Here is a 26,456-nt window from a genome sequence, read left to right as displayed (position 1 = left end):
TATTTAGAATAGCTCAGTAAAACAACCATAAGTGGTGGAGTTAACTGACTTCTTTCGGAATTTGTTTTATGGGCTCTTGGCTTATTTTTTTAACGAATTTTTCAAGTAGTACTTCCATTTTCTGGTGTATTACGTGACTTTCGGGCATTTCTTTTCCTAGGTATAAGATTAACAACGCATACTTGTCTGTACTATTGTTAATAACAATGGATTTATTAAGTCGGTATGCTTCTCGTAAAATGCGCTTAATCCTATTCCGTTTTACAGCACTTTTAAAATTACGTTTAGAAACGGTAACACCAGCTTTTATGGGCACATTATCTTTGAAGTCCGTTTTTACATAAATAACACGTAGCGGAAAATTAGCTACACTTTTCCCTTCTGTAAACATGATTTCAAAAAGCTTTTTGCTTTTTAATTTTTCGGCTCTTGAATAGCTAAAATTAGGCTTGTCTTCCACGGTTTTTATTGCTGTATGCTACAAAGATACTGTTTCGGATGATATAGTTATTATCGAGAAGCATTTGTAGAAGAAGTTTTTAACCTTCCTTATACACACGAACGGACAATTAGCATTTTATATTAGCTAGTAGATTATAGAAAAATCGTACCGTAAATTCGAGTACATCAGGTTATAGTGCTAATGGAAGAATAATTAGTATCGAGAAGCATTTGTAACAAAATTGTATTGCATTTCTAAGCGCTCTCGGTGTTCGCAAATATATATATATATATTACATAAGATATTCATGAAAGCGGATCGGATGTAAACAAAAAAAGGCGCTGCTTTCGCAACGCCTTGTTATGCTATTTCTTGTTTTGAGATTAGTTATTTTCCCATACACCATTTTCGGCATTTACATCAGCCATTAATTGTGAAGGATCAATAACAATTGCTTTAATAGATGCTAGAGGTTTAGCAATCATAAAATCATACGTTGGAAAAGCCCAAGGCCAATCTTCTACTACCGTACGTGTTAAGTTCGGGTATGGGTTTTCTTTTTCGCCACGCATCATTCTAAGCGGAGCATAGAAGGTTTCCTGAGTATCATCAGCATAAACAACCAATATATCTACAGGCATCGGCATTAAACCAATACGCTCTAAAGTTACTTTTGTTTGCTCCCCGTCTGCAACAACAGCTTTAATGCCATAATCAATAGTGTTGGTCGTTTGCGTCCAATCCATCAAATACCAGTCTAATTCCATTCCCGAAACCTTTTCTGCAGTTCTTTTAATGTCATTAGGTGTAGGGTGTTTGAATTTGAAATCTGTGAAATATTTCTGTAAAGTTTCCATCAATTTATCCTGTCCGATGATGTACCCTAATTGTGCTAAGAATATTTCTCCTTTACTATATGCAGCAATACTATACGGCATGTTTTCTGCATAGCGATCCGCATGCGTTGTTTGCGGTTGTTCTTTACCCGATTTTACCAAGTAATTGTACCCTTTGTAGGACCCTTCAAACGGATTTGTTTTTTTCTCTCCCATATATTCATTCATATATAAGTCTGAAATAAAACTGGTAAACCCTTCATCCATCCACTCATGTTTAGCCTCATTAGAAGCTAAAATATGTTGGAACCATGAGTGTGCCATTTCATGTGCTGTTACGCCCACAAGACTTCCAAATTTACGCTCTCCTGTAATTAAAGTAGCCATAGCATATTCCATTCCACCATCGCCCCCTTGAATAATTGAGTATTGATCGTATGGATATTGACCTACATTTTTACTGAAAAACTGCATCATTTCGGCAGCTTTTGGTTGTAAGTTTTTCCAGTTTTCTTTAAGTTCTGCTTTGTCTTTATAGAAAAAGTGAAGCATTGGTCCGTTTTCAACTTGTAAAGTATCGTGAACATATTCCGGGTCTGCAGCCCACATAAAATCATGCACCATTGGTGCTTTAAAATGCCAAGTAAGAGTTTTCCCTTTTTGTTTTTTTACTTTGGTTCCTGGCGCTTCATAGCCATGACCAATTTCTTGTGGATTCTGTAAATATCCTGTTCCACCAACCGTGTATTTTTTATCGATGGTTAATTTAACATCAAAATCTCCCCAAACACCATGAAATTCACGTGCGATATATGGATCAGCATGCCAGCCTTCAAAATCATATTCTGCTAGTTTTGGATACCATTGACTCATAGAAAGTGCAACACCTTCTGCGCTATCGCGACCAGAACGACGAATTTGAATAGGAATCTGTCCTTTGAAAGCCATATCAAAAGTTGCTGTTCCTCCAGGTTGTATAGCTTCTGCTAATGTAACGACAAGTACAGTGCCTTCTTCTGAAAAGGTTACAGGCTTCCCATTTTGGGTTAGAGAGGTAGCATGTAAATATCCCATTTCTTCTGGTTTTAAAATAGAAATTCTACTTTTTCCATCTTCCATCATTCTGCCATCAGGGTCTTCTATGCTTTGTAAACGCATATCCATTTCACTGCCTGGCTGAAAGGCATTAAAGTATAAGTGGTAGTACACTTTATTTATTGCATCAGGAGAATTGTTGGTGTACACTAAATTTTGAGTTCCTGTGTATTGGTTTGTTTTTACATCCATGTCTACATCCATAGTGTACGCTACATGCTGCTGCCAATACGAGGTGTTTTGTGCGAAACCACTAAGGCTCGTAACCAAAACCAAAAGGCTGAGAATTGTTTTTTTCATTGTCATTTGTTTATTGGAGTATAATTAGTCAATTGCCCTAAAGATAAAAAGATCATAGAAATTAAAAGCTTAACTTAAAATTTCTATGACCTTTTTAGTTCTGTTAGGTCTTTTTAGCGAAATTCTTATAATTTTACTTTTCCTGAAGCGACTTGCTCAGCAAGCAGCAACGCGTTATAGGCGTTTACCATTTTTCCTGATTTTGATAGCACAGAAAATTCTTTTGCACCAGCATCTTCTCCTGGAACAGTTACTTGCGTTTTAGTGGTTAAACCAGATTGTAAAATAATTTTCTTTACTTGGTTTGCTTTTAATGTTGGGTACTGAGACCACACAAGAGCGGCAACACCCGCAACACCTGGTGCCGCCATAGAAGTACCACTGTTATAATCATAAGTACTATTAGGCATCGTGGAATAAATAGCACTACCAGGAGCAAATACATCTACATTAATAGTACCGTAGTTAGAAAAAGTAGAAACCAATCCTGATCCGTACTTAGCTGTTAATGAACCAACAGTGATAACGTTATCTGCAATTTCTGCACCATTGTTTACTTGGTCATTAGGGAAATTAGCATTACTTGTATCATCTAAATCATTACCGTCATTACCCGCAGCATGTACAAATAATACATCTTTAGAGGCAGCATATTTGATGGCTTCATAAACCCATTCTGCATTTGGTGAGAAGGCTTTACCAAAACTACCGTTGATAATTTTAGCACCATTATCTACGGCGTAACGAATACCTAAAGCAATATCTTTATCATATTCATCTCCATTGGGTACCGCTCTAATGCTCATTATTGCTACATTATTTGCAACACCATCTACCCCTTTTCCATTTCCGCGTTGTGCGCCAATGATACCAGCAACGTGCGTACCGTGACTTTCAGTATCTATACTATTTTGAGGGTTTCCGTTTCCGTAGCCTAGATCTTTAATATCGTAAGGATTATCACCAACTTCCGTTCTACCATCGAAATCTACATTTAAGTTATAGTTTAAACGTTCTATTAAGCCATCGATATCACCTTCTAATTGTGTTATCACTTCTGCCATAGAATCGCCATAAGCAAACATTTGAGTTACGATAGATTTACTCTGTAATAAAGTAGCATCTTCTGTTGAAATTGCAGCAACTTCTTTTTTAGTATAATTCTTTTTACCTAAATGCGCTGTAATCGCTACATCCGAATTTTTAATAGCAGGAAGCATTTGATCCAATTGATTTTTATACGCTAAATATTTTTGAGCATCAGCATCAATAATTTTTTTTGCTCTTGTTTGCATTTCAGCATCACCTAAATTAAGGCGTAAGATTCTAGCAGCTTCTAATTGTTCATTATAAGATGTTCCTAAAAAGTTATAGCCATGAATATCATCTACGTAGCCATTATTATCATCATCTTTATTATTGCCAGCAATCTCTTTTGTATTGGTCCATAATACATGCACTAAATCTTCATGTTCTAAATCCATTCCTGAATCTAAAACAGCAACAATAATTTTTTTCCCTTTTTTCCCTTTTACAATGTCGGTATAAGCTTTTTCAACAGCCATTCCAGGAATCGTATCTGCGGTAAGGTCTAGGTGACCCCAGGTTTTCTTTTGAGTATCTGATAAATCTGCTATTTTTAGCGGAATTGCATCGATATTTTCTATAGGAGTACTTACCAGAACTGGTGCTGTAGAACCACAGCTTGATAAAAGTAAAGAGCTAATAGTTAGCCCTAAAATTAATTTAGAAAAATGAGTAGTCATACTTAAGTAGTTTAAAAACTATGTTGTTTTGAGTTATAAAAAAAAATGTGAATAAGCTTATTCGAAAAGATCTTTAAAAGTGTGAATACCTTTTAATCGGATTCCTTTTTCTGTTTCTTGTACCGTACAAATTTCATTGTGTGCATCATGCTCTAGGTAAAGATAGAAGTCATTAGCAGCAGCTTTATTTAGAAACTTTTCTTTCTCTGCTAATGTTAATAGAGGGCGGGTATCATATCCCATGACAAAAGGCAATGGAATATGTCCAACAGTTGGGAGCAAATCTGCCATAAAGACCAGTGTTTTTCCTTTATATTTTAAATGTGGAATCATTTGCTTATCGGTATGCCCATCTACATATAAAATATCAAAATTAAGTTCAGAACTTAATTGAAAATCTGAGGTATTGGTACGCTCTATAAAATGAAGTTGCCCACTTTCTTCCATGGGAAGTAAATTTTCTTTTAAAAAAGAGGCTTTTTCACGATTATTAGGTTCGGTAGCCCATTGCCAATGGTCTTTATTAGTCCAGAACTTGGCATTTTTAAAAGCGGGTTCATAACCAGTTCTGTCTTTATTCCATTGAATGCTTCCTCCACAATGGTCAAAATGCAAATGGGTCATAAAAACATCCGTAATGTCATCTTTATGAAAACCGTGCGCTTTAAGCGATTTTTCAAGCGTATGATCTCCCCACATGTCATAATACCCAAAGAATTTATCAGATTGTTTATTTCCCATTCCTGTATCAATAAGAAGTAAGCGGTTGCCTTCTTCAATTAATAAACTACGGGCAGCAAGATCTATTCTATTTGAGGCATCTGCAGGGTTGGTTCTTGTCCATAATGTTTTAGGAACTACGCCAAACATAGCGCCACCATCTAGCTTAAAATTACCAGTTTCTATTGGGTATAATTTCATATACGTGTTAAAAATGCGATGAATTAGGCTGAAATTAGAAATTAGAATTGTGATATTTTTCTTGTTTCAGCCAATTAATCGTGAAATTTAAGAAAATCGTTAAAAATAGAATCACTAATTAAGACTTTTTAACGCTCCTAAATCGGTATTCTCCTAATAACGACTAGGAATTCACCTCTTTGCTGAAGTATTTCTTTCGCAACCAAAAGGAAACACGTACCAAAATTATTAAAGCAGGAACTTCTACTAGTGGTCCAATTACGCCTGTAAAAGCCTCCCCAGAATTGAGGCCGAATACGGCAATCGCTACTGCAATGGCCAGTTCAAAATTATTTCCTGCAGCTGTAAATGCTACAGCGGCTGTTTTATCATAGGTTGCTCCCGTTGCTTTGGTGACAAAGAATCCTATGATAAACATCAACGTGAAATAGATGAGTAGTGGAATGGCAATTAATAAAACATCTCCAGGGATGGTTACAATTAATTCTCCTTTTAATGAAAACATGATGACAATGGTAAAAAGTAAAGCTATTAGAGTAATGGGTGAGATCGTAGGGATAAATTTTTGCATGTACCATTCTTCTCCTTTAATTTTTACTAAAATAATGCGACTTAGAATACCCAATAAAAATGGAACTCCTAAGTAAATAGCCACACTTTCTGCAATGGTGGTAACAGAAATAGCTACGATAGCTCCCTCAAAACCAAAATAGGGAGGCAGTACTGTTATAAATAACCAAGCATAAAAGCTATAAGCAAATACTTGAAAAATACTATTTAGTGCGACTAAACCTGCTCCGTATTCGCTACTTCCTTCGGCCAAATCATTCCAAACTAAAACCATAGCAATACAACGAGCTAAACCTATTAGTATTAAGCCCACCATATATTCAGGATATTCTTGCAAGAAAATAATAGCTAAAACAAACATTAAAATAGGACCTATAATCCAGTTTAAAAGTAGGGAGATAGATAGAATTTTTACGTTTTTAAAAACTTTAGGCAGTAACGCATAATTTACTTTAGCTAAAGGAGGATACATCATTAAAATTAACCCGATAGCTATAGGAATATTAGTAGAACCACTACTGGCGCTATTTACAATATCTGGAAAAGAAGGAAAAAAGTTTCCTATGAGTACACCAATAATCATGGCGATAAAGATCCAAACGGTTAAATAATTATCTAAAAAACTCAGCTTTTTCATAGTCTCTTGAGTTAGGCTTTAATACTTGCAAATACATATAAAAGCTCTGTTGCTATTTGTAAGCTACGCTCTTTATATTTCTCTGCTTGTTGTGGCGTATTATCAAAAGCTTTAGGATCTTCAAAAGTGATAGGAATACGCTTTTCTGCTCCGGCAATAAAAGGACAAGCGCCATCGGCTTGAGAACACGTCATGATAGCTGCAAATTCAGATTCAGGGTTAAAACTATCATCATACTTTTTAGAGAAACCAATGATTGGAGCTTCATTTGGAGCATACTTAATACTATACACTGGGTTAGTACCTTCAGAAATTGTTTTAATTTGAAATCCAGAACTTTTTAAGGTCGCTGCAGCCATAGGGAAGAGTGCGGTAGCTTCTGTACCTCCAGAATAGGTATACACGTTTTTAAATTTTAAATGATTCGCGATTGCTTGTGCCCAAACCTGTGATAGGTGGCTTCTTCGAGAGTTATGGGTACATATAAAGTTTAAGCGAACAGCTTGGTCTGTTTCTATTTTATTTTGAATGTAAGCGACTAAAGGTTGAAGTGTTTGTTTTCTTTCTTCAGATACGGTATTCGGTTGCAAGGAAGCAAGTACGCTTTCAATAGCTGCAAATAAAGGTGTTGTTAGTGTCATTTTATAGGTTGTTTTATAGTAAAGTAATTGTACTTCTTCTTTCTGATAGGGTATTGTCTAGTCAAGTATCTTTTAGTTTGCCAATTTTTTCCAATACCATTGCTTCTGGCATTTTTTTGGCATCCATAATAGCATTTCTACCAATATTTAAATAGGCTTTTTCCTAGTAGTCCCAATAGGGGACGTTAGTTTCATAAGTAGCCATACCGGTACTAATTCCTCCTTGATAAATCTTAGCAACAAGCGGTTAATTAGTACCGTAATGGGTACGATGTTTATTTTTAACAACATCCAGAATTAGGAGTACAAGAATTTCCGCTTTCTAGCGTAGCCATTTTTAGTTTTGGTTTTGCTTCTGGAATGCCACAATTATCTTTTGCTAAGCAATCTGTTTGTTTGGTGGTTAGTAAAAAATTAGTGCCATTAAAATCTAAACCAAACTTACCAATGGTTGTTCCTTGGTATTCTACTTCTATTTCTAAATCTGGAATAGCCAATGTTTTCTCAGATAATTCTATAATGTGTGCTAATTTTTCAGGATGCAGTCTGTGGTCATAATCGGCTGCATTCCAGAGTTGAAAATTAACTACTTCTTCGTTACGAACAGTACCACCGCAATCAATAAAGTTTTTAGTTACTTTACCCACTTCTGTTACATGAAAGTGACTTGGTACTAATGTGCCGTCTGGCAATTCAAAAGCAATAGTTTTTAAATTTTTTAAGTGCGATTTTATTTCTGATAGTTTCATAATTCAATTGTTTTATTGTGATATTACGATGAATAGATTCAAATTTTTTTAACAACAATCGTTTTGATGGGGAAGATTTAGATGTAATAGAAGTCCCATTTTTGATTTCATTTTTTCCCAATTTTCGGTGTCAATACAGTAGCAAACACTAGTGCCATCAATAGTGCCTTTTATTAAACCTAAATTTTTTAGCTCTTTTAAATGCTGTGAAATTGTAGGTTGTGCCAGACCAATTTCATGGACAAGATCACCACAAATACAAGCATTTATTTTAAATAGATGTTGTAGAATAGCAACTCTTGCAGGGTGCCCAAAAGCTTTAGCAAAATTTGCTATTTCGTTTTGTTCTGCTGAAAATATTTCTGATTTAGCTAAGCCCATACTTAATTGTTATATTGCAATATTACGATTAAGCAATTAAGTATCAAAGAAATTTGTATTTTATTTTAAAATTAAATCGACCTGTTCTAGAGTTAAGGGCTTAGTAATGTGCTTTTTAACAATAGAGAATTGTTTAGCTCTTTCTGCATCTTCTGGGTCTATAGAAGAACTAAGAATGTAAACAGCGCATCTTTCTTTAATATCATCTGGTAAAAAGTCACATTGCTCTAGAAACTCAAAACCATTCATTTCTGGCATTCTAATATCTAAAAAAATAATTTCTGGAATTTTATCTGGCTCTTTGGCAAGCTCGCGTAAGTAGTTCAATGCAGCTACTGGTGAAGTTTCAGAAATAATACTTTCAGAAATTTTCGCTTTAGTTAAAACAGATTTATTTATAAAATTGTCAATATCAGAATCATCGATTAACAAAATTTGTTTGAACCTCATGTTTTACCGCGTTTTTAGTTTGATTTGGGAGTAAAATTACAAATTTAGTACCCATATTTGGTTCTGATAGAACGTTTATTCTACCGTTTAATTTTGTGATAACCTCTTTTATTACAAACAATCCTATTCCCGTACCCATGATTTTTGAAGATACTCTGTAAAACATTTGGAAAATTTTATCTAAATGAGCTTTAGGAATACCAATTCCATTGTCAGCTATTTCTATAGATACCGCATCTTCTTTAGTAGTTACAGTTATAGTTATCGTTGGATTTTCAGTAGTAATATTATGGTATTTAATGGCATTAGAAATAAGGTTATTAAAAATGATGGAAATACGTTTTTTATCAGAAAAGAAGCTTTGCGTTTCGTTAATATCTAGCTGAAAATTAATGTGTTTTCTATTTTCTAAAAACCAGAGCCCTTCTAGAGACTCATTAATTAATTCTTTGAAGTTTATAGACTCCATGGCTATTTCTAAATGTTTGTTTTGGGAGTACTGTACAATATCCTTAATAAAATCGTCTAATCTTTTTACAGATTGTTGCATCATATTTAACTTAAAAACTAAATCTTCATCGTGATCTTCGTGTAAAATAATGTCAATTAACCCCATTACAGACGCTAAAGGAGCTCTTAACTCATGAGAGGCACTATATACAAACCGATCTAATTCTGCGTTAGTTTTAGAGAGTTCTATGTTTTGTCTTTCTAGTAAATGTTCTGCTTCTTTTCTTTTGGTGTTGTCAATGGCACTGACCAAATAATTTCTTTTATTTTTTAATTTTAAAGGCTCTATAGAAAGTAGTGCAGGGATTTTTTTCCCGCTTTTTAGGGTATATATAATTTCTTCGTCTCGGAGTATGCCCTCATTTAATAATTTTGCCCATAATTGTTGACGGTCTGCGGATAGTTCGTTGCTTTTAAATTCGAGAACATCTGCTTCAATAAGAGTTTTACCAATTAAATTTTTACGTGTAGTTTCTAGTAATACAGCAATAGTTCTATTTGCCTCAAGAATTTTTCTATTTTCGTCTACAATGACTTTACCAATTAAGTTGGAATGGAATGATTTATAAAATTTTTCCTGACTTTCTTTTAGTTCTTCTTTGACTTTTATAGTTTCTGTTATATCTAAAATGGTTCCCCGTAATTTTAGAATTTCATTTTTGTCGTTTTTTTCAATTTCTGTTTCTACTAATAAAGTATGCACAGATTTATCTCTGTGTATAATTCTATGGGTATACCGAAGGTTGTTTTCGCTGTTAGAAATAAAGATATTAATTAAGTCGTCTTGTTTTTTTAAATCATCAGGGTGTATTCTTGATTGTATCGTTTCATAAGTTAATGGGGTATTTGGATCTATATCAAAAATATTGTACATCAGTTCAGACCAATCAATAATTTCTTTTTTGTAGTCCCAAGACCAATAACCAATTTTTCCTATACGTATGGCAGACTCCATTTTAGCTTTGGTGTGCAATAGTTCTTCTTCTGCTTTTTTTATTTCAGTAATGTCTTTAAAGTATACTGAAATTCCTTCTGCAGAAGGGAACATTCTGTATTCGTACCACTTATCAAAATCTTCTCTATATTGTTTAATGTACTTATATTCTTGAGTTTCCATGGCCTCTAAAAGTACTTTATAGGCATTTGTTTTTCTAAAAAAAGGCAGAGCGGCCCAAGCGCTAGTTCCTATTAATTTTGAATAGGACTTACCAATTACTTGGCATGCTTTTGCATTGACATAATTAAAATTCCAATTTTTATCTAATGCCACAAATCCATCAGAAATACGTTCTGTAAGCTCTCTGTATTTAAGAGTGCTCTCTCGCAGTGTTTCTGCTATTTCTTCTCGTGCGGTAACATCCTGAAGTATACCTTGATAATGGTTATTAGGCATTTGTTTTACACTAACTTGCGCCACAAAAGTTGAGCCATCTTCTCGGATCATTTTTCTTAGTGTACGTATAACTTCTCCGTTGCTTACTTCTTTGAATTTTAAGGGTTTTTTAGCTAACTCATCAGGCGCTATAATGTGGATAATATTTTTACTGATAAATGTTTCTTTGGGACTTCTAAAAAATTTACAAAATTGAATGTTGATGTCTATAAAATTAAAATGCTCATCTAATACAAAAATACCATCAGATGCTTCTTCTATTGCTGTCCTATATTTTTCTTCACTCTCTTTTACTTTCTCGGCATTCTCTTTAGACTTAAGTTCTAAAGCTATACGTGCAGAAACATCTCGTACAATACCCTGAATAAGTCCATTTGAGAGAATTTTGGCACTAATTTCTCCATAAAAATCAGAACCATCTTTTCGCAATAATTTTCGTTGAGATAGTAACGTTTGTTCCTCGAGCAATTTATTAATCCTAAAAGGTATATCTGAGGCTTGATCTTTGCTTGTCAAATCTGTAAGGTTAGACTTCAATAATTCTGCCTTAGTATATCTAAATAATTCGCAAGCTTTTAGATTTACATCTAGTATTTTTCCAGTTTGATCAGAAAGTACGATCCCATCTGAAGCCTGTTCTACAAGACTTCTATACTTTTCTTCACTTTCAACGAGTTGTGAGTTTTTTTCACGAACAAGTCTATCTAATCTTTTGGGTTGTTTTAATAAATACCATGCGATGCTCCCAGATAAAACAGAAATAAATAAGCCTATAAACGCAAATAAGAGGATACCAATTATAGAAGTATCTTCTTTAGCATACACATACAGTTTCCATTCTCCATCAGGCATTTTTACTGTTGATGAAAATGAGTTTGTTGAAATATCATCGTAAGAAGAAAAGTAGACTTCTTCTGTTTGATTAGAATTTAATTTGGTGAGTCTGTATAAAAATTGGCTTTCTTGGCTATTAAGTTTCGCTGTATTTAAAACATCTTCAAGTAAAATGATAGCTGAAGTAAATCCTTCAAAACTATCACCATTAAAAATGGGTGTTCTACTAATAAAACCAATACCTCCTTGTTTTAGACGAATAGGACCGCTTACAAAATGATCCTTTTTTTTAATTGTTTTAAGAGCACCAATTTTACCTATCGAATCTTTTAAAATATTAAATCCTAGAACTTCATTGCCTTCTAAAGGAAATGCATGAGTAATAATACCTTCCTTGTTTACAATTTCTAACGCACTAACTTCAGTATTAGTTTCTAATAACAATTTAGAAATCGAATCAAAATTCTTTGGTATGCCATAATGCTCCAATATAAAGGCAAGCGTCTGTGTTGTGGAATAGCCTTGATCTAGTGTTTTGTGAAATTCATGTTCAACCCAATTAGCTTGAGTAACTAATTTTTTTTGACTATTTGTTTCTAATAATAAATAACGTTGGTAGCTAAGGTATTGCGTTAAGAGCAATGTGATAGCAAATACGGTTAGACCAAATGAAATAGGGCTCTTAAAAAACCGAAAAATAGCTTTTAGTTTCATTACATGGTCGGCATTTAATTGGGTACTAGGTTTGGCTCCTCTGCATAGCTTTACGGTTGGGTAATAGCAATTTCTATCGGGGAGATAACTGTAAAATACAAAAAAGGATAATTCCTACAAAAAAAACCGTATTTATTTAACTAGATTCTCTGTAATATCTGAGTATTGGGGCAATTATTTCAAAAAAGAATGCAATTGTTCCCCAAAATAGATCATTGCTTTAACTTCTTGAACGCTTAATAGGCGTTCTTTTTTAAATATTAATAAAGCATTACCATTAGATTCTACATGGTAGTAAGGGTTGCTTTCAAAGAATAAGATTAAATCGTTTGTGAAGATTTTTTTTATCTCAACTTCATTTTCACCTTTAAGATAAAAACGTTTGTTAAAATCTGGTCTGTTGTCAATATTTATGTCTTTTAAGCCTGCTAATTTGTAGAGCAACTCTAGCAAACCTTCCTTGTCTAATGTAAAAATAGGCACAGGTTGATCTAACGCTATGTGAAGAATAGTGGTTTTGACAATTTCTTTTGCTATAAAAGCTCCTTCGGTAAACTCTACATCAAAGACACTCTCCCCTTTTACTTTTTCAGACAGCTTGTTGTATAAAAAATTAATTTCCTTAGTTTTAAAAAATATAAAATCTGATAAGAAATCTACTTCTTTACTTTTTTTAGGAATGTATTCCCAGCCTAATTTATCTGCAGTTATCTCTATATTTTTTTGTCTTTTAGTGAAATAATTTTCAATTGGTTTAAGCGCTTTTAGGGGTAATATTTTTCGAATAGCAAAGGGGTGTTTAGAATCGGCCTCATGCTTGTCCAACCCAATTAATTCTATGCTACCTCCCTTTTTAGAGAAGGTTTGTACATAGTTTTCTACGCCTTCAAAAGATGTGTGGTCTACAAAACTACACATGGAAAAATCTAAGATTACATGCTCATTTTCAGGAATAACATCGAGCTTGTTTTTTAATTTATAAAAATTTATAAAACTGCAGAAATATTTGATGCTAACATAATAAGTGCCACCATCTAACTCCTTAAACATAAGAATGTTTGGTTTAAATAGATGTTTAAAAAATAAGCTAAAACTTCGATTTATAATTATATGTATAATTAACGTAATTAGAATACCAACACTAATTCCAGTCATTAAATTTGTAAACAACGTGGTAAGTAAAGTGGCCAAGAAAATTAAGATTTGCTCCTTACCAATCTTAGCAATTTTTTTGAAATTTTTTGGAGTAGCTAGTTTATAACCGGTAAATACAAGTATAGCAGCTAGTGCTGCCAAAGGAATGCTACGTAATTGTTCTTGAAACAAAACAATAAATAGTATTAGAAATAAGGCATGGAAAAAGTTTGCCGAACGGTTAGAGGCGTTATTGTTTACGTTTACAGAACTTCGTGCAATCACGGTGACAACATTAAGGCCGCCTAAAAAACCACTAATTGTAGTTGCTAAACCTAAGGCTTTTAAATCTTTATTTACATTTGATCGTCTTGCTTCTGGGTCTAATTTATCAACTGCTTTTATACTTAATAAAGACTCAATACTAGAAATAAAAGTAAGTGCAAAAACTACCACAATAAATTTTTGGGTATACACCAACGAAAAGTCTGGAAAAGCTAGTGAGCTAAAAACATTATCAGGAATAGTGACTAAAAATTCAGCATCCATAGGGTAGGCTATATCTACCCCTTTGTATACATAGCTTAAGCCAATGGTTAGGATCAAAATCCACATGGGAGCAGGGATTAATTGAAAATATTTGTTTCTAATTTTCGAATAGAAAATCATGATACAAAGACTAATAATTCCTATGGCTGCAGCGAATAACTGGCTCTCCGTGCCTTCTGTAAAAAGGCGAATTAGACCTTCAGGAATTTGTAATAATAAAGAAATAATACTCCCACTTTCATTATTATGACCAATCATAATATGAAATTGTTTTGATAAGATACCCAGTCCTATGGCTGCAAGCATCCCTTCTATTGCAGAAGCAGGAAAAAAATCTGCTAATCTGCCCATTTTTAAAAACCCTAAGAGCATAAGGAGCCCTCCAGAAATAACTATAGCAGCCAAAGTATATAAATACCCTTGATACATATCTCCTCCGCCTAATGTTGTGATAGCGCCTAAGACAACGATAACTAAACCGTTTCCTGGACCTGTAATGGTTACGTTTGAACCGCCTAAAATAGAAACGACAATTCCACCAACTACTGCGGCTATAATACCAGAAATAGGAGGTGCTTCACTTGCAATAGCTAAACCTAAACCTAAAGGAAGGGCTATCAAAGACACCACAAACCCAGCAAAGATATTTTTAGGTAGGTCTTTTATAAATAAAGCAGATTTCTTTTGTTTTGGTTTCAATTTGGTCTACGGATTATTAATAAATCTGTGGGAAGGTCAGATAAAATATATTCAATATCATGTGTAAATAAACGGTCTATAAAACGCGTTTTTTTGGGAGCATTCATCACCAATAAATCGGCTCTTACTACTTCTGCATAATGTCCTATAGAATAACCTCGTTCTCCGAAGATATCTTGTGTTTTAATTTTAATGTTTTTAGTATAAATAGCACACTGTTCACTTATAATTTTACGCACTCTAGAATCTTCTCTGTGCTTTAATCTTTCCTTCATAATATTCGCTTTTTTAAGCGACTTATCATCTTCTACTTTTACATGGATTTCTCGTTGTAAAATCTCTTCTACAATCGTAATTTGTTGTGCACCAAGAGCGTTAGCCACGTAGAATGAATCTTCAATTGCTAGAGGAGTATCAGGTGCATCTAACCCATTAACTACAATATTTTTACAGCTTACTCTTTCTTCCGAAGGTTTTATCAATAATAAAACAGAGCAACAAACTTTACGGGTTAGTTTACGAGCAATAGAGCCTACATAAAACTGATAGGCATTTTCATGCTGTAATGCCCCTAAAATAAGAAGGTCTATTTTTGAAGTCTTACAAGAATCTAAAATAACTTTAATAGGATCTCCTGGAATCCATTGCACTTCAATTGCTAATTGATTAAAGTTTACCTCTTCTAAGATAGCGGTGATAGTTGCTAATTTTTCTTCTGTTTTTTCACCAACGTGAAGCAAAATTAATTTCGATTTAAAAAACGTTGCTATACGCGTTGTTTCAATAATATTTATTCTAAGTTTTGGTGAAAAAGCAAATCCAAATAATATAGTCTTAAATGGATGGATTTTTTCTTTCATAACTTACAGTAGGCCTTATAATTCATTACAATAATACTGATATGTTATTTAGGATAACAATTTGTAGCCGATAAAAATTAAATTTTATAATTAATATTAGGTGTTTTAGAATCATTTATTTCTTTTTTAAGGGTATTAATTATTAATGTTCAATTAAAAGTTTACGAATAAAAGCAGTATTTTTCCCATAAAAATAAGAATGGTAGAACTTGCAGGAATTATTGTTCTAGGGATTTTAGCACAGTGGGTTGCTTGGAGGCTAAAACTCCCCGCTATATTACCCTTGATTTTAATAGGGTTATTAGTAGGACCAATAGCTACTTTATACACAGAAAATGGGCAAAAATTAATAGAACCTATATGGAATGGTGAGAAAGGATTGTTTCCAGGAGATAGTTTATACTATTTTGTTTCCTTAGCCATTAGTATCATTCTTTTTGAAGGAGGCTTAACTTTAAAAAGAAATGAAATTAAGAACGTAGGCCCTGTAATTACGAAACTAATTACGCTGGGGAGTATCGTTACCTTTTTTGGAGCGGGATTAGCAGCACATTATATTTTTGGTTTAAATTGGCAAATATCATTTTTGTTTTCCGCGTTAATCATTGTGACAGGGCCAACAGTAATTACGCCTATTTTACGTAATATTCCATTGAAAAAAGATGTTTCTACCGTATTAAAGTGGGAAGGTATTTTAATTGATCCAATAGGAGCCTTAGCGGCGGTTTTGGTGTTTGAGTTTATAAGTGTAGGAGAAGGGCAAGCATATACACAAACCGCATTAATTGAGTTTGGTAAAATTCTACTTTTTGGAACAACCTTTGGGTTTACATTTGCTCATGCGCTTACTTTTGCTATAAAGAAAAATTTTATTCCACATTACCTACTCAATGTAGTCTCTCTTTCCTTGGTCTTGATGGTTTTTGTAATGTCTGATGTTTTTGCACATGAGTCAGGACTTTTAGCGGTTGTTGTTATGGGGATGGTTTTGGGCAATATAAACTTACCAAATCTTAAAGAGTTGCTGTACTTTAAAGAATCTCTAAGTGTTTTATTAATTTCTATTTTATTTATATTACTTGCCGCAAATATTAATATTAGCGATTTAGCACTTATTTATAATTGGAAAACAGCAATGCTTTTTGCTGTAATTGTATTTGTTATAAGGCCTTTGGGGGTCTTTTTAAGTACACAAGGCTCTACACTTAAGCTCAATGAAAAACTTTTTATTAGCTGGGTAGGCCCTAGAGGGATTGTGGCAGCAGGAATTGCCTCTTTATTTGGGTCTAAATTATTGGCTAAAGGAGAAGCGGGTGCAGAATACATCACCCCTTTGGTCTTTATGATTGTTTTAGGAACCGTAATTTTAAATGCAACAACCGCCAGGTTATTTGCTAAATTGGTAGGGGTCTTTTTGAAAAAATCTAATGGTATTCTAATTATCGGAGCATCAAAAGTATCAAGAATTATTGGGAGTTATTTACAAAAGAATGATAGACATGTCGTCCTTATTGATAACAACCAAACAAATGTAGATAAGGCTAAAAAAATGGGACTTGAAGCTATCGCCGCTAATATTTATTCAGATACCTTAAGCGATAATATTGAGTTAAATGATATAGGGTATTTAATGGCACTAACAGGAAATTCAGATATTAACAAGTATTCCATAAATAAGTTTACAAAGCATTTTGGTGAGAACGGTGCGTTTAGATTGGTTACTGATGATGAAATGGGGAACCCTGACAATAACCCTAAAGAAGGGCTATTTTCACATACGGATGATTTTATTAAGCTAACAGAGGCCATTAGACAATACCCTGCTATTCATGAAATTGCGTTGAAATCTACGGAGCATTATAATAGTTTAATCGAAATTACAAAAGCAGACCCTAATATCATTCCTGTATTTTTGAAAACACCAGATGGAGATTTAAAAATTATATCATCTTTTAGCGAGCAGTTTGAAGATATTACGGAAAAATTTAAATTAGTGTATGTAGGAAAAATTTTTGAAGATGCCGAAGAAGCATAACGAAATGTAGTGTCAATTAAAAAGCCCTTTGTATGTTATATACAAAGGGCTTTTTAATGGGTATAGTACTATTATTATAGCGTAACTTCTTCAGTAGTTCCGTTCGGGTAAATGATGTTGGCTTTGTTATCACATGTGCCATCACCCATAGCTACAATAACGTCAATACCATTTTTAGATAATGTAAATAATCCATCAGAGAAATACTCACAATCTAATAATTTGGTTAATTTTTCAGTAACGGTTACCATATACGTATCTCCATTTTCTACTAACGCCCAAGTGCCAGTAACTGCAACTACGATGTTTTCATCCGCAAAAATTATGCTTTCTGTTTTAGTACCAGCTTCTGTAATCAGTTCACCATCTTCTAGTGTAATTACCATATCTGAAGTTACTGTAAAGTTTATTTCGTTTTCTTCGGCTGTAGTGCTTATGGTAAATGTTCTTGTGCCGTCTAATCGTATGGTTCCTACGTAAAAATCACTATAGGTTGCCGTAAACGTACTACTGGTTTCATTTACAGCGTAGGTTACAGCCAAGAGACCATTTACCTTATCGGTTTCGTTAAAGGTGCAATTATTAAATGTCATTGTAAAGCCAGAATCTGCATAGGTTGTACTATAACAGTCACTATCTTTTTGAGTTAAAAATCTTTTTCCGGTGTTCTCTTTACTAATAAAAGCTTCTGTAATGGCATTATCGATGATATCTGTATAATCATCTATGGCGAGTACTTTTTGAACTTCAAATTCAGAAATTTCTATGTCTTCAGAACTGTTACTATCTGTAGAGCAACTATTTAAGGCCAGCCCAAAAACTGCAATAAGTGCAAAAACGGAACGTTTAAATAAGTTTAGCTTTTTCATGAAAATCCACATCAGGTTCTATTTTCTAACGTAAAAAAGAGTCAAATAGTATACCAAATCTTAAAATTTTCTAAAAAAAGATCGATTAGCTTCTTTTTAAGTAGAATTTGATTTGAAACAAAATGATAAAAAAATCAATTTTTTGGGTGAATCCTGCAATAACAGCGAAAATAACCTGTTATGAATTAAATAACCGAAACCAAAAACTATTAATTTTATGAAAAAATCGATTTTATTTGCCGCATTACTTGGGAGTGTTTTATTTTTTTCTTGCTCTAAAGATAATGATGATAAAGGCATCTGCGAAAGTTGCGAGCTTATAGGAGTCCCTATAACAGCTTGTGATAATGGTGATGGTACAGTATCTATTTCCTCTGGAGGAAATTCTGAAACTATTTCTGAAGAAGAATTGGGAGGCTTAAGCCCAGAGGACTATGTAAAAGGAATCTGCTCTGCAGGTGATCTTGATTTTGGGGAAGCTAATTAATTAGCTATGCTTATCCAATACAATATAAAAAAAGGCTACATTTTAATGTAGCCTTTTTTATTAATCGTTTAGCTTTAAAACAGCCATAAATGCTTCTTGTGGAACTTCTACGTTACCCACCTGACGCATACGTTTTTTACCTTTTTTCTGTTTTTCTAGAAGCTTACGTTTTCTAGAAATATCACCACCGTAACATTTAGCGGTAACATCTTTACGTAATGCTTTTGTTGTTTCTCTAGAAATAACTTTAGAGCCAATAGCAGCCTGTATAGGAATATCAAATTGCTGACGTGGGATTAGTTCTTTTAGCTTCTCACACATTCTTTTACCTATATTCACTGCGTTATCTGCGTGAATAAGTGCAGAAAGTGCATCAACTGGTTGTGCGTTTAATAAAATATCTACACGTACAAGTTTAGAAACACGCATTCCAATTGGGGTATAATCAAAAGAAGCATAGCCCTTAGAAACAGTTTTTAATCGATCATAAAAATCGAAAACAATTTCTGCTAGTGGCATATCAAAATTAAGCTCAACACGTTCTGTTGTTAAATAAGTTTGATTGGTAATTAGTCCTCTTTTTTCAATACAAAGAGACATTACATTACCTACATAATCTGCCTTTGTAATAATTGTTGCTTTTATATACGGTTCTTCAACACGATCTATACTAGACGGGTCTGGTAAATCTGTAGGGTTGTTTACTATTAGGGCTTCTGTAGGGTTTTTACGCGTGTAAGCATTGTAGCTAACGTTAGGTACCGTGGTAATTACGGTCATGTTAAACTCACGCTCTAAACGCTCTTGAATAATCTCCATATGAAGCATTCCTAAGAAACCACAACGGAAACCAAAACCTAGAGCAGCACTACTTTCTGGTGCAAAAACTAAAGATGCATCATTAAGTTGTAACTTTTCCATAGAAGCTCTTAGTTCTTCAAACTCATCTGTATCTACAGGGTAAATACCAGCAAATACCATTGGTTTTACATCTTCAAAACCTTCAATAGCATTTTTTGTAGGGCTTGCAGCATCTGTAATAGTATCACCTACTTTTACTTCACGAGCATCTTTTATCCCAGTAATTAAGTAACCAACATCACCCGTTTTTACACTTTGTTTTGGGTGTTGTGTTAATTTTAATGTACCTACTTCATCAGCATAATAATCACTATCTGTAGCGACGAATTTTATTTTTTGACCTTTTTTAATTTCACCGTTTATCACTCTAAAATACGTTTCTACACCTCTAAAAGGGTTGTAAACAGAATCAAACACTAAAGCTTGTAAAGATTCATCAGGATTTCCTTTTGGAGCAGGGATACGTTCTATAACAGCAGCTAAAATTTCTTCAATACCAATACCTGTTTTTGCACTGGCAGGAATTACCTCGCTAGGATCGCAGCCTAATAAGTCTACAATATCATCTGTTACCTCTTCAGGATTAGCACTTGGTAAATCTATTTTATTTAAAACAGGAATAATCTTTAAATCATTTTCTAGCGCTAGGTATAAGTTACTTATGGTTTGTGCTTGAATACTTTGTGCAGCATCAACAATTAATAGCGCACCTTCACAAGCGGCAATAGACCTAGAAACTTCATAAGAGAAATCTACGTGGCCAGGAGTATCAATAAGGTTTAGTATATATTCTTCCCCTTTATAGGTGTATTCCATTTGTATCGCGTGACTCTTAATGGTAATACCACGTTCACGCTCTAAATCCATAGTATCGAGCAACTGTTCTTTTTTCTCTCGTTCGGTAACAGAACCAGTAAAATCTAACAATCTATCTGCCAAGGTACTTTTACCATGATCAATATGCGCAATAATACAGAAGTTTCTAATGTTTTTCATGTAAGCTGAATAAGTTCAGTTGACTAAGGTTTTGGTTTACCCAAAAAAAGAGGTAAAAACCAATTGCAAATATAAGTGATTTGTTGAGCATTAAATATGACAAGAATAGAAATACCAACGAAATATTAAATAATAGAAAATAATTAGCATAAAGATAGGTTATTTAAGCTTTTTGTATTAAAAAAATGTTAATTTTATCTGCTGATTCCCTAAATCATTAAGAATTTGAAATTATATAATAATGTATTCCTCTACGTTTTTCTTATTTGTAGCTCATCACTAATTGCGCAAACATTTAAGGTAGAAGGGAATGTCAAAGACGACTTAAGAGAAGCAATACCATTTGCAAATGTATATTTATTGAAAGCAGCAGATACCACGCTAGTATATGGGGGATCTACAGAAGAGGATGGTACCTTTGAAATTAAAGATGTTGCACCAGATAATTATTTATTGCGCGCAAATTATTTAGGGCAAACATCAAAGTTGATAGCTGTAGTGGTAACCAAAAACACAAACGTTGGTGAACTAGTACTAGCAGAACATATTGAAGCCTTAAGCGAAGTTGTCGTAACCAATAAAAAACCAATAATTGAACGTAAAGCAGATAGGATAATTTTTAACGTAGCAAATTCAGCTTTAGCTCAAGGAAGTTCATGGGATATCTTAAAGCGTACACCTGGTGTGATTATCATGCAAGGAGAAATAAAGTTAAAGAATAGAGCTGCAGACGTATATATTAATGACCGTAAAGTTTATTTAACTGCTGATGAATTACAGCAATTACTACAAGGCTTAGACGGAGGAAATATAGAGGCTGTAGAAGTCATTACCAACCCACCTTCAAAATATGATGCAGCAGGTAATTCTATACTGAACATCACAACCACTAAAAATCTATCTATAGGGTACAAAGGGGCTATACATACGGATTACGCCATTGCAATAAAACCTAAATATACTTTTGGCACCAATCATTATTATAAAAATGATTGGTTAAATAGTTATGTTTCATATTCTTTGAATACCAAAGAGGAGGTTAGAAATGGTGCTACTGACCTATTGTTTGCTGCAGAAAACGGAATGACAAACTCTATTTGGGAATCGAGGTTTAAAAGAGCCACCCATACCAACACCCATACCATTAATAGCTTATTTGAATTTTATTTAAATGACAAGAATACCATAAACTTAAGTGTTTCTTCGGTACTAAGTCCTAAAATAGATTCAGATCGGAATGAGCTAACCACTATGTTTGATGCAAATATGATGGTAGATTCTCTTTATGATACTAGCAGTACTACTAATGACTACGAAAACACGCATCTATTTACAGTGCAGCATATATCTAAACTAGGAGAAAAAGGAACAGAGCTAACGACTCAGGGTAATTATATTGTTTTTGATAAAAACCAAGAGCAAAATTTAGATACAAAGTACCGCTTACCTGATAATACCATTCTAAATGAAAATAGAATTGTCACTTTAGCCCATCAAAAGACAAAAATTTATACGCTACAGTCAGATCTTATCTATCCTACAGAACATATTGTTTTTGAAACAGGCTTAAAATATTCTGGAATAAACTCTACTAGTGAACAAGAATTTGAGAATTCTTCATCAAATACAACTAATGAATCATTTAATGGGATTGTTGCTGATAATTTTGATTATGATGAAAATATTTTTGCAGGCTATATTAGTACTTCAAAAGAATGGGATGCGTTTACAGTAAAAGGGGGGCTTCGTGGTGAATACACAAATTCTAAAGGGAATTCTCTGGTATTGGCTCAAATAAATTCTAATTCTTATTTTAATCTATTTCCAACTCTTTTTCTGCAATATCAGCACAATGAGAATCATCTTTTTGGATTAAATTTTAATAGAAGAATTTCAAGACCACCTTTTCAGCTTCTTAATCCTTTTATAACTTTTATAAATGAGAATAATGTTGTTCAAGGAAATCCTAAAATACAGCCGAGTATAACCAATAGAATCACGGCAAGTTATACGCTAAAGAACAAGCTTACTTTTGATTTTTATGTAGAGCGAATAAAAAATGATATTTATAGAATGCCTTTTCAAAATAATGAGCAACAAACTATAAGTACCATTACAGATAATCTAATAAACGGAGACCAAGTAAGTATTGATGTTACCTATCAAGATTATATCACAGATAACTGGTATTTATATGCTTATAGCTCGTTCTTTTATTTAAAAAATCAGTTTTATGCAAGAGCGAACAATAATCAAGTTCTAGATTTAGATGTAAAAAGTTGCTACATATTGGCGCAGAATTACATAAGTTTTTTAGAAGATAAATCTTTGAATGCGGTGATCACTGCCAGTTATATGCCAACATTTATTTCAGGCTCTTTTTATCATGATAAAGCTGTTGCAGATGTTTCTATTAGTGTACAGAAGCATTTTTTAGATAAAAGCTTAATTGTTAGTTTGGGTGTAGATGACTTGTTAAATGCTACTAATATTCCTGTTACATCAAACTATTTAGATCAGAATTATAGTTATTATTCAAGACCAGAGACAAGAATGTTTACAGGTAAAGCAGTATATAAGTTTGGTAATTTCAAATTAAAAAATAGTAAAGCAGAAGCAGTAGAAGAACAAGAAAGGCTATTGAATAAGGATTAAGTATTCCTTTAGCTCTAAACTATAGCAAACTAGAGTATACCGCACTTATTATACTTCTGTAAATGCTTAATGCGCTGTATATAAAAATAGAAAGTGATTGGCTTTAAACCTTGTGCAAGGATCTAAGAATAACTTCCTAAAAAATACGTAATTTTGCGCTATATTAAATTAGAAAGTTTTGCCAAAAATAGGAGACATACAACTGCCAGAATTCCCATTATTACTTGCGCCAATGGAAGACGTGAGCGATCCACCTTTTCGTGCGCTATGTAAAGAGCAAGGCGCAGATGTGGTCTACACGGAGTTTATTTCATCTGAAGGTTTGATTCGTGATGCTGCTAAAAGTGTTATGAAATTAGATATCTATGAGAAAGAAAGGCCAGTGGGGATTCAAATTTTTGGAGCCAATCTAGAATCGATGTTACAATCCGTAGCGATTGTAGAGAAGTCTAATCCAGATATTATAGATATTAATTTTGGTTGTCCTGTTAAAAAGGTGGTAAGTAAAGGTGCTGGAGCAGGTATCTTAAAAGATATAGATCTTATGGTTTCCCTAACAGAAGCTATGGTTAAGCATACTAATTTGCCTATTACGGTAAAAACTCGTTTAGGTTGGGATGATGATTCTATTAGAATTGTTGAGGTTGCAGAACGTTTGCAAGATGTTGGCTGCAAGGCTATTGCTATTCACGGCAGAACCCGAGCACAAATGTATAAAGGCGATGCCAATTGGGCACCGATAGCAGACGTAAAGAATAACCAAAGAATGCATATTCCTGTTTTTGGCAATGGCGATGTCAATACACCGGAAGCAGCAATGAAAATGCGTGATGAATACGGATTAGATGGCGCTATGATTGGTAGAGCTAGTATTGGATATCCTTGGTTTTTTAATGAAGTAAAACACTTTTTTAAAACAGGAGAACATTTAGCACCGCCTACCATTCAAGAGCGTGTAGAAGCCGCGCAGCGTCACTTACAAATGGCGATCGATTGGAAAGGAGAACAATTAGGTGTTTTTGAAACAAGAAGACATTATACCAATTATTTTAAAGGAATCCCGAATTTTAAAGAACATAGAATGAAAATGGTTACTAGTGACCATTCCGAGGATGTTTTTAAAGCTTTTGAAGAGGTGCTAAAGATTTTTGGAGATTATGAGTTTGGCTCCATCTAATTAGTATATTATGGTTAAAGTTAAGAAAACTAACTTTTTACTACTACTCATCATTACCTGTATTACTACTAACTGTAAACAAGATATGGAAATCTTGAGCTTTCATCATTTTGATAGAAAAGCAGATACTATTAATGTAGATTTTTCATTGAATAACATTGATTTTATTCATTCCCTTGAAAATAAATATCGAATAAATCTTTGCGAGGACACCTATAAACTGGGAAAATTTGAGTTAGAGAATTCCATATATGTATTTCCTCTAATTATTAATAAAGACTGTAATGACGGGGTGCTAATTCATAATATCATTGATATTATAAGTAATGAGAGCAATCAAACACTTGTAGATAGCGAATTAGTCAATTCAAATGAAAATCTCAAGAATGAAATTTTCAGACACACTAAAGAAAGGCTCGATTCAAAGAATTATAATGGACTTTTTTATAACTTCAACTGGGGTGTAGGCTTGGGTGAAGTAGCAAATAAAAAAAATTTAGTTGAGGTTTTAAAAGGAATCGATTTAGTGTTAGAATACAAATCCATGGAACTATTAGGGAAGCCATTAAGGTCTCTTAGTAAAAAAGAATTAGAAAGTTTGAATGCTAAGTTTTACGCTATTATTTTAATCGTAGAATATGCTCCAATTATAAACATTCCACCACCTTCCATGGAGATCAATTAAAGTATCTTTAAGTTAATAGCGATTTATTAATTCTACTACTCGCAATTTTTGAAGCAATAATCCCCAAAACTGTAATAGTTGCTAGTACTACAAATACATTGGTCCATTGGTATTCTACAGGATAGGCTAAATCTGCACTAATTTTTAGCCATTCAAACAGTAATTGTGACCAAATTAAGATAGAACCTAAGAGAACGCCTATAAGTCCGCCTAAAAAGGTGACAATAACCCCTTGAATAAAGTAAATTCTTCTTAATTCACGAATACTTGTTCCTAAACTATAGAGTGTTTTAGAGTTGCCTTGTTGGTCTAAAATCATCATTATAAAAGCCCCAACCACATTAAATAAAGCAATAATTAGTACGAGGGTAAAGATTAAATAAGTCGCTACATTTTCGGTATTCAACATGCGATATAGTGTACTGTTGAGTTCTTTTCTATTTTTTAGAATGATATCTTTTCCTAAAATAGCTTGTATCTCTTTTCTTGTAGATTGCGCATTATCAGTATTCGCATATTTAAAATTTATGCCTGATATTTGAGTACTATCTTTTTCTAGCAAAGCTTGCACTAGCGGTAAATCTGCAAAAACATATTTAGTATCTAAATCTGCCTCAACGGCATAAACACCACTAACAACTACAGGTATTGTGTTGAAAAATTTGGCATTTGGACCTTGTTGTGTTAAGGATTGTGTTCCCGCTTTAGGTACCAAAATCTCTAATGGACTCCGGTAGCTGTTAATAGATAAACTTAATAGATTAGCAATACCAATGCCGGTTACTACTTGTTGTTCATTAAACCAAGTACCAATATATAAGGTGCTGTCTATGCCTGTAACTTGAGTGTAATTAGCATCAACCCCTTTAATGTATGCAATATGATCTTTTTGTTTATGGGAAAGATAGACTCTATCTTCTAGCTCTTTAGCATATGCTGTTATTCCTTCAAGAGCAGCCAATTGATCTTCTTGGCGATCTGTAATTTTAAAAAATTTACCTGTGGCAGGTGAAGCTTTTAAATCAGGATCAAATGAATTGGTGTAGGAAAGGCTAAATGTTTTTAATCCAGAAAATCCAGAAAGGACAATAAATAATGCTGCAGAGCCAATTACAATAACGCAAAAAGTAACCAAGTTGATGATATTAACGGCACTTTGCTTACTTTTTGACCTTACGTAACGCTTGGCGATGTACAGCGGAAAATTCAA

General features: G+C 33.5%; 20 protein-coding genes. 5 read left to right on the top strand and 15 right to left on the bottom strand.

The features are described 5' to 3' along the window. Window positions 1-40 precede the first annotated feature (40 nt). From rnpA to CELAL_RS06980, 12 genes are all read right to left on the bottom strand, one after another. Complete coding sequence (gene rnpA / locus CELAL_RS07035) at window positions 41-460, bottom strand: ribonuclease P protein component (protein WP_013550211.1); 420 nt, start codon at window positions 458-460, stop codon at window positions 41-43. A gap of 365 nt (window positions 461-825) precedes the next feature. Then, window positions 826-2,673: a M1 family metallopeptidase gene (locus CELAL_RS07030; RefSeq protein WP_013550210.1), complete on the bottom strand. Its 1,848-nt coding sequence runs from the start codon at window positions 2,671-2,673 to the stop codon at window positions 826-828. A 125-nt stretch (window positions 2,674-2,798) separates the two neighbouring features. Next, the gene (locus CELAL_RS07025) at window positions 2,799-4,439 is read right to left on the bottom strand and encodes a S8 family peptidase (protein WP_013550209.1); all 1,641 of its coding nucleotides are present in this window, start codon (window positions 4,437-4,439) and stop codon (window positions 2,799-2,801) included. Window positions 4,440-4,496: 57 nt separating this feature from the next. Then, a complete protein-coding gene (locus tag CELAL_RS07020; RefSeq protein WP_013550208.1) occupies window positions 4,497-5,360 on the bottom strand; it encodes an MBL fold metallo-hydrolase in 864 nt (287 codons plus the stop codon). 163 nt (window positions 5,361-5,523) lie between these two features. Continuing rightward, the gene (gene arsB, locus CELAL_RS07015; protein WP_013550207.1) at window positions 5,524-6,567 is read right to left on the bottom strand and encodes an ACR3 family arsenite efflux transporter; all 1,044 of its coding nucleotides are present in this window, start codon (window positions 6,565-6,567) and stop codon (window positions 5,524-5,526) included. A gap of 11 nt (window positions 6,568-6,578) precedes the next feature. Then, window positions 6,579-7,208, bottom strand: a complete 630-nt coding sequence (locus tag CELAL_RS07010; protein ID WP_013550206.1) for an arsenate-mycothiol transferase ArsC — start codon at window positions 7,206-7,208, stop codon at window positions 6,579-6,581. A gap of 281 nt (window positions 7,209-7,489) precedes the next feature. After that, complete coding sequence (locus tag CELAL_RS07005) at window positions 7,490-7,957, bottom strand: DUF6428 family protein (protein ID WP_013550205.1); 468 nt, start codon at window positions 7,955-7,957, stop codon at window positions 7,490-7,492. 48 nt (window positions 7,958-8,005) lie between these two features. Continuing rightward, window positions 8,006-8,338, bottom strand: coding sequence for an ArsR/SmtB family transcription factor (locus CELAL_RS07000; protein ID WP_013550204.1), 333 nt, complete (start codon window positions 8,336-8,338; stop codon window positions 8,006-8,008). Window positions 8,339-8,398: 60 nt separating this feature from the next. After that, entirely contained in the window at window positions 8,399-8,788 is a 390-nt protein-coding gene (locus CELAL_RS06995; protein WP_013550203.1) for a response regulator, read from the bottom strand. Beyond that, window positions 8,757-12,239, bottom strand: coding sequence for a PAS domain S-box protein (locus tag CELAL_RS21410; RefSeq protein WP_013550202.1), 3,483 nt, complete (start codon window positions 12,237-12,239; stop codon window positions 8,757-8,759). Before CELAL_RS21410 ends, CELAL_RS06995 begins: the two co-directional genes overlap by 32 nt. Before the next feature lie 174 nt (window positions 12,240-12,413). Beyond that, entirely contained in the window at window positions 12,414-14,621 is a 2,208-nt protein-coding gene (locus tag CELAL_RS06985) for a SulP family inorganic anion transporter (RefSeq protein ID WP_013550201.1), read from the bottom strand. After that, window positions 14,618-15,481, bottom strand: coding sequence for a universal stress protein (locus tag CELAL_RS06980; RefSeq protein ID WP_013550200.1), 864 nt, complete (start codon window positions 15,479-15,481; stop codon window positions 14,618-14,620). Before CELAL_RS06980 ends, CELAL_RS06985 begins: the two co-directional genes overlap by 4 nt. A gap of 199 nt (window positions 15,482-15,680) precedes the next feature. On the opposite strand from CELAL_RS06980, the gene CELAL_RS06975 reads away from it, so the two are divergent. Continuing rightward, complete coding sequence (locus CELAL_RS06975) at window positions 15,681-17,516, top strand: cation:proton antiporter (RefSeq protein WP_013550199.1); 1,836 nt, start codon at window positions 15,681-15,683, stop codon at window positions 17,514-17,516. 74 nt (window positions 17,517-17,590) lie between these two features. Here CELAL_RS06975 and CELAL_RS06970 read toward each other — a convergent pair whose 3' ends face one another. Next, on the bottom strand, window positions 17,591-18,385 hold the full coding sequence (locus CELAL_RS06970; protein ID WP_041557588.1) for a hypothetical protein: 795 nt from the start codon (window positions 18,383-18,385) through the stop codon (window positions 17,591-17,593). 217 nt (window positions 18,386-18,602) lie between these two features. On the opposite strand from CELAL_RS06970, the gene CELAL_RS06965 reads away from it, so the two are divergent. Then, window positions 18,603-18,872, top strand: coding sequence for a hypothetical protein (locus CELAL_RS06965; RefSeq protein ID WP_013550197.1), 270 nt, complete (start codon window positions 18,603-18,605; stop codon window positions 18,870-18,872). 60 nt (window positions 18,873-18,932) lie between these two features. Here the strand turns inward: CELAL_RS06965 and lepA are convergent, their stop codons facing one another. Continuing rightward, entirely contained in the window at window positions 18,933-20,729 is a 1,797-nt protein-coding gene (lepA, locus tag CELAL_RS06960) for a translation elongation factor 4 (protein ID WP_013550196.1), read from the bottom strand. Between the two features lie 225 nt (window positions 20,730-20,954). On the opposite strand from lepA, the gene CELAL_RS06955 reads away from it, so the two are divergent. The 3 genes from CELAL_RS06955 (at window position 20,955) to CELAL_RS06945 (ending at window position 25,246) form a co-directional block, all read left to right on the top strand. After that, complete coding sequence (locus CELAL_RS06955; RefSeq protein WP_013550195.1) at window positions 20,955-23,384, top strand: outer membrane beta-barrel family protein; 2,430 nt, start codon at window positions 20,955-20,957, stop codon at window positions 23,382-23,384. A 178-nt stretch (window positions 23,385-23,562) separates the two neighbouring features. Beyond that, a complete protein-coding gene (dusB, locus tag CELAL_RS06950) occupies window positions 23,563-24,561 on the top strand; it encodes a tRNA dihydrouridine synthase DusB (protein ID WP_013550194.1) in 999 nt (332 codons plus the stop codon). A 10-nt stretch (window positions 24,562-24,571) separates the two neighbouring features. After that, window positions 24,572-25,246 (top strand): hypothetical protein, encoded by a 675-nt coding sequence (locus tag CELAL_RS06945; RefSeq protein ID WP_013550193.1) that lies wholly within the window; start codon window positions 24,572-24,574, stop codon window positions 25,244-25,246. A gap of 7 nt (window positions 25,247-25,253) precedes the next feature. Here CELAL_RS06945 and CELAL_RS06940 read toward each other — a convergent pair whose 3' ends face one another. Beyond that, the gene (locus CELAL_RS06940) at window positions 25,254-26,456 is read right to left on the bottom strand and encodes an ABC transporter permease (protein ID WP_013550192.1); all 1,203 of its coding nucleotides are present in this window, start codon (window positions 26,454-26,456) and stop codon (window positions 25,254-25,256) included.

The sequence above is a fragment of the Cellulophaga algicola DSM 14237 genome (genome assembly GCF_000186265.1).
In the GTDB taxonomy this organism is placed as follows: Bacteria; Bacteroidota; Bacteroidia; order Flavobacteriales; family Flavobacteriaceae; genus Cellulophaga; species Cellulophaga algicola.
The sequence above is the reverse complement of the archived record's forward strand: the minus strand, read 5'-3'. Positions and strand labels throughout refer to the sequence as shown.